Genomic DNA, 6,273 nt, shown 5'->3' on the forward strand with positions numbered 1-6,273 from the left:
ATGTTTTGCAAGTTCACGCCTGATTGAGGTACCAGCGCCAGTCCTGCTCGCCGACTTCACTCATGAAGCGCCGGTGCTCCTCGCGCTTGACCGCCAGATACACCCGCAGAAACTCCGCCCCCAGGGCATCGGCCGCCCAGGTCGAGGCCTGCAGCGCGCACAGCGCAGTCAGCCAGTCGGTCGGCAGCAGGGTCGTGGCCTGGGCATAGCCATTGCCTTCGATTGGCTCGCCAGGATCCAGCTCCTCGCTGATCCCGCGATGAATGCCGGCAAGAATCGCCGCAGCAGCCAGGTAGGGGTTGGCGTCGGCGCCGCAGATACGGTGCTCGATATGCCGGGTCACCGCCGGGCCGCCCGGCACACGCAGGCTGACTGTGCGGTTATCCACACCCCAGCTCAAAGCCAGCGGCGCGTAGCTGTTGGCCTGAAAACGCCGATAGGAGTTGGCGTTGGGGCAGAACAGCAAGAGCGAATCGAGCAGGCTGGCGAGCATGCCGCCAACCGCATGACGCAGCAGCGGCGTACCGGCAGGCGCCTCGCTGGCGAACAGATTGCGGCCCACGGCGTCGTTCAGGCTGACATGCATGTGCATGCCGGTACCTGCCAGGTGATCGAACGGCTTGGCCATGAAACAGGCCTGCATGCCATGCCGGTGAGCCACGCCCTTGACCAGGCGCTTGTAGCGCACCGCCTGATCCATGGCCTGCAGCGCATCGCCATGCTCCAGGGTGATTTCCACCTGCCCCGGCGCATACTCGGAAATCGCCGTGCGCGCGGGGATGCCCTGGGCCTTGCACGCGGCATATAGATCCGCGAGAAACGGCTCGATCTGCTCCAGCTCGCGCAAGCCATAGACCTGGGTATTGCGCGGCCGCCCACCATCGGCATCCAGGGCTGGCTGCGGGTTGCCGTGGGCGTCGCGCTTGGCATCGAGCAGATAGAACTCCAGCTCGCAGGCCATCACCGGGTGAAAGCCCTCGGCCTGTAGCCGCTCAATCACCTGAACCAGTACATGACGCGGATCGGCAACACTGGCTGGCATGCCTTCCTGCGGGTGCATGCTGACCTGCACAGCCGCCGTAGGAATCAACCGCCACGGCAGGCGCACCAGGCTGCCGGCCAGGGGGTAGGCACGGCAATCGATGTCGCCGACGTCCCAGACCAGGCCGGAATCCTCCACGTCATCACCGTTGATGCTCAGGCCGAGGATGGTACTCGGCAGCGGTCGCCCGCTGCGGTACACGGCGAGCAGCTCGTCACGGTGCAACAGCTTGCCGCGCGGCACACCGTTGGCGTCGATGATGAACAGTTCGAACAGCTCGATATCGGGGTTCTGCGCGAGGAAATCCTCGGCGTCCTGCAGAGGCGCGAATTGCATGATGGCTTCTCATATGGCCACGGGCGACCGTCACGGGTGACCCGGATCGACTTGTCGGCTGGGAGTAACAGCCATGGGTGTCAGGAGGCGAGAAGAACATCCGGCGGGCGGGCGTGGCGGCAATGCCAGAGTGCCCAGAAGGCGAGGGTCTGCGGCAGCCCCGTGGGCTCGGGTGCCCGTCCCTGCGAGCACAAGACTGGCAGAGCGATGAGAGGGGCAGAAGTGCAGACCGGGATAGACATGCCCGCGAGGCTCGCACGTGCCGACAGTCAGGTTAAATCGTTATTACCGCACCTTCAGATAGCCAGCCGCTAAACAATGGACTGTCACGGCTCCGGTTTGTAGCCCAGCCGTAAGCCACCCCAGTGCTTGCCCTGCACATGGATCGGCACCGACAGATCGTGCATCAGTTCGCCGGTATCGCGCATGTAGGTCTGCAACAACAGACGCTGCCGGTGGCTGCCGCAGCGGATGCCGGTGCGGTCGTTGAACATGCGCTTGCTGCGGCTCTTCACGGTATCCACCGTGCGGTCGCCGGTGGGCGGATGGTTGAACGCCTCGTTGTGGGTCGGCACGTAACCTTCCGGTGTGGTGGCGATGGCGAAAACCAGGCCTTCGTGGCGTTTGAGCAGGGGTTCCTGGATGGCTGGCAGCACCTGATCGGCATGGCTGTCGAAGCGCGTGCGGAACTTGGCCGGGAAGCAATTGGGGATCGGCTGGTACTGACGGTCGAACAGATCCGCCAGGCTGATGCGCCCGGCCTGGATATCCGCCTCGAACTGCCGTCCAATCGCCGCGGCGCCTTCCAGAGCGAGGTCATAGATGCGCTGGTGATAACTGTCCAGCCCGACGCTGGCCAACTGCTCGCTGACGCTTTCCGCCTGGCCGACCAGTTGCTCGGCAGCCTTGCCCAGTTGCCGGGTCTGGTCTTCGCTGCTGCGCACGTCACCGCGCAGTTGCTCGACCGCCACCAGCAGCTCGGCCAGGTGTTCGTGGTTGCTGGCCGTACCGGCGCTGATCTGCGCCACCTGGGTATCGACGTCAGCCGCCAGGTCGGCGATGCCGCGCAGTTGCTCGCCGGTGAATTCGATCTGCCGGGCGGCCGCTTCCAGCTCCTCGGCCTGACGCTGGATATGGTTGACCACCGCCGTGCTCTGCTGGCGAATATCGGCGACCATCTGTCCCACCTCCCCGGTGGCGCTGGCGGTACGACCGGCCAGGCTGCGCACCTCGTCGGCGACCACCGCAAAACCACGGCCCTGCTCACCGGCGCGGGCGGCTTCGATGGCGGCATTGAGCGCCAGCAGGTTGGTCTGGCTGGCGATGGACTGGATCACCTGGGTAACCTGTTCGATCTGCTCGGTACGCGCGCCAAGGCCATCGATCAACTCACGGCTGGCGGCCGCCTGCGCGCTGAGCTGCTGCATGCGGCTGATCGCCTGCTGCAACTCGGCCTGGCCAGTGGCACTGCTGGCGCGCACGGTCTGCGCGGCGCCCAGGGTCTGGCCGGCGCGCTCGGCATTGCTCTGTTCGGTACGGGTCACGGCGTGGGCACCTTCGCCGATCTGCTCCACCGCCGCCAGCTGCGACTGCAACTTGCCGGCCAGTTGCTGCACGGTGAAGGCCACCTGGGCCGCTGACAGGGCGTTATGACAGGTGTGTTTCGACAGGCTCTGGCTCAGCTCATCCAGCGAGGCCGCCGGCGCAGGGTCAGCGGCTGCTGGCACCGACCGCCGCCAAGCCCCCAACCAGGGCCATAACGCCAGCAGTAGCAGCGCGATAGCACCGATATAGGCAGGCATCTGTACCTGCTGCCAGACCACCAGCAATGCCAGTAGGCCGAGCACGTGCAGAGCCAAAGCCAGCCGGTCACGAGTAAATTCAGAACCCATGGCGAACCTCTTTATTTTTATTGTGCCGGGATGTCGGTCGCGGCAAGCGTGCCGGCGAATAGCCGAATGCCCTGTTCAGTTCATCGGCAGCGCAGGACGGATCTGTAGAGGCACGGCAGCCGCTCGGACGAGTTGACCACCCCATCATGCGCCGAGATATGGCACTTTGGTAGCATAGGGCGATCGCGGCAAAGGAACGTGGGTCAGCGCTTGAGGCTATGGCGCTTGACGAACGCCCGGTCGAAGTAATCCTTGCAGCGCCCGTAGAATTGCCCGCCCGCACTCCATTGGCGCCAGCCGAACAACGCACCGCCATCACCACTGGCCAGCAGCAACGGGCGCTGGCCGCTCGCCTTGTAATCTCGCAGCGACCCGCCGCGCAGTGCGGCTGTCAGGTTGGCTGCAAGCACCGGTACCTGGCGCATCGAGTACAGCCCGCTCTTGCGAACGCCAGGCAGGTTGGCGCAATCGCCCACGGCGAAGACCTGCGGATGGGAATGGCTCTGCAGCGTCGGGGCGGTGTGTACGAAACCGTCTGCATCGCAGCTCAGGCCACTGCCGGCGATCCAGGGAAAGGCCTGGGCGCCGCTGGCCAGCAGCAGCCGGCCACCGCGCCACACCGCAGCTTCGCCACTGATCAGGCAATCGCCGTCGATACGGCTGATCGGGCAATGCTCGCGCACCTGCACGCGGCGCATACGCAGATGGCCCCAGGCACGCATCCGCAAACCGGCACAGTGACCGGCCAGCAGCGGCTCACCACAGAACAGCGCCAACTGCGGCACCTGGTCGGCCAGGGCCAGGGCCATTTCCACCCCCGCCACGCCGCCGCCGAGAATGGCCAGGGGCTGCGGATCATTTTTCCAGACCCGCCAACCGGCGATGAAGCTGTCTACCGGTTTGACGGCCAGCACGTCCATCGCGTCGCCTTCACGGGGCGGGCAGGCGACCCGATCGCCGGCGTTCAGCGACAGCCAGTTGCCGTGCAGCACACGGCCATCGGCCAGGCTCAGTTGACGTGTGGCGGCGTCCAGCGACGTAATTGGCGCGACGATCAGTTCGACCTGTGCGGCCTGGCACAACGTGACCAGGCCGATCTGACAATCCTCGGCACCGTAGCGACCGGCTACCAGGCCCGGCAGCATGCCGGCGTACCAGGTGTGTTCGGTACTGGCCACCAGGCCGATCCGACCCGCCGGCCGCTCGATCAGCGCCCAGCGCCGCAGAACCCCGAGATGGGCCGGGCCTGCGCCTACCAGCAACAGATCGTAGTCAGTCATCTACACCGATATCCTTGTGAGAGCCTGGGCAGAGCGGCGCGGGGCCACCCACGGGAACGCAGGACGAGCTTTGACCGAAATGCACGCGGAATGATCCGCCGCACCCGGAGCATGGCGGCAGCGAGCCGCTTCGAGCAAGAGAAGAGACGCTTGGGGCAGGCTTTCGACACATTTTTGCGGCGTGATTTCTGTCGAGCTCAGGCTGCTGGAGTCCCAGCAGGTAATCGCTCGAGCACGCCCGGGTCGAGACGCAGCAAGCGCACGCAACGGGCGTCATGTAGAGCGCTGGGGCTCTGCGACGCATCGAGGGCGACGACCTGACCGACGAGGTTGAGCACCAGCGCCTCACGGGAGAAAACGCCACGGTTGAGGCTGTAATAGGCCGCTACCAACTCGCGCAAACCGAAGGGCAGGCGCCAGCGGATGCGCAATGCAGAGCCGAAACTGGCGGCACGCAGGCGGATGCTCTGGTCGATGTCCTCATCGCTCAGGCTGCCCCCGGCGTCCTGCCAATCCTGCATGCAGCGCAACAGCGCCAACTCGCCGATGTTGTGCAACAACCCTGCGGTGTAGCAGAACTCGGCATCCAGCGACAGCTCGCAGGCAAGCCAGTGGGCGACCTCGGCGCTGCGCTGGGCTGCGGCCCAGGTGCGCACGCCCTGCTCGGCCAGACGCGGGTCGCTGAGCCGTGCATTGCGCTGCACGGACAACCCCAGCACCAGGTTCAGGGTGCGCGCCACACCCAGGCGTGGCAGGGCCTGGGCCAGGGTCTGACAGGGTGAACCATTGTGGCGGGCGGCACTGTTCGCCGCGGCGATCAGGCAAGCGGTGATTTGCGGGTCGCGGGCGAACACCTGTTCCAGCTCACCCAGGCTCGGTTCACTGCTGTTCAGGCACTGGCTGACCGAGTCGCGTACCGAGGCCAGCAGCGGCGCGCCCTGCCCTTTTTCGCGCAAGGTATCCAGATAGTCCTCGAGCCTGTCCACCAGCAGCGGACGAATCGGGCACAGCAGCTCTTCGCCGTCACTGAGCAACAGCCCGGCCAGACGCTGGCGTAGTACTTCGGCATTGAAGGGTTTGGCCAGGTAGGCAGTGGGTAACAGCGGCTTGGCGGCGCGCACACTGTTGGCGTCCAGCCGGCCACTGATGAGGATGAACGGCAGCGCCGGAGTACGCGGATGGCGACGCAATCGGCGCAGCAACTCCAGGCCATCGACACCCGGCAGCTCGCTGTCGGCGATCACCAGCTCCGGCAGGCGTCGTTCGCAGCGCGCCATGGCAGCCTGGCCATCGTTGACACGGATCACCACGGCATCGCAGCGTACATCGAGCACCAGTTGCTCAAGCAGATTGGCCGTCCAGGGATCGGGATCAGCGATGAGAACTTCCGGGGCGCTAGCCGCTGCAGACATCAAGAAACCTCGTTACATCGGAGCGAAGACAACGGCCAACTAACAAGGCCGCTGATCGATCCCCGCATCCCTGGGCATATGAGCAGGCTGACACAACCGTCAGCCACGAAATCGAGCAGTCTAAAACGCGGCTCTGCGACCTGCCATATAAAAACCGCAGGCAAAAAAAGACCCGCCAGCGGCGTAATGCCAGTCAGTTAAGCTGACTGGCATTTTTCTTTTTGGGGTATTTGGTCGGTTTAGGTTTCACGACGCGGGGATAGTGCCGTTCTCGCCTGGGTGGCAGGACGAAGTGACGGGCCTGGATTCTC

4 protein-coding genes are annotated in these 6,273 nt (G+C 65.1%); all 4 read right to left on the reverse strand.

From position 1 onward, the window contains the following. Positions 1-13: 13 nt before the first annotated feature. Positions 14-1,378, reverse strand: coding sequence for a glutamine synthetase family protein (locus DNK06_RS01760; protein WP_131178322.1), 1,365 nt, complete (start codon positions 1,376-1,378; stop codon positions 14-16). Between the two features lie 326 nt (positions 1,379-1,704). Then, positions 1,705-3,270, reverse strand: coding sequence for a methyl-accepting chemotaxis protein (locus DNK06_RS01765; RefSeq protein ID WP_131178323.1), 1,566 nt, complete (start codon positions 3,268-3,270; stop codon positions 1,705-1,707). Positions 3,271-3,473: 203 nt separating this feature from the next. Beyond that, entirely contained in the window at positions 3,474-4,550 is a 1,077-nt protein-coding gene (locus tag DNK06_RS01770) for an FAD-dependent oxidoreductase (RefSeq protein WP_131178324.1), read from the reverse strand. A 197-nt stretch (positions 4,551-4,747) separates the two neighbouring features. Then, positions 4,748-5,962 carry an HDOD domain-containing protein gene (locus DNK06_RS01775; protein ID WP_131178325.1) on the reverse strand — a complete coding sequence of 405 codons (1,215 nt, stop codon included), beginning with the start codon at positions 5,960-5,962 and terminating at the stop codon, positions 4,748-4,750. Positions 5,963-6,273 lie beyond the last annotated feature (311 nt).

The organism is Phytopseudomonas daroniae, assembly GCF_004327285.1.
GTDB classification, from domain to species: domain Bacteria; phylum Pseudomonadota; class Gammaproteobacteria; order Pseudomonadales; family Pseudomonadaceae; genus Aquipseudomonas; species Aquipseudomonas daroniae.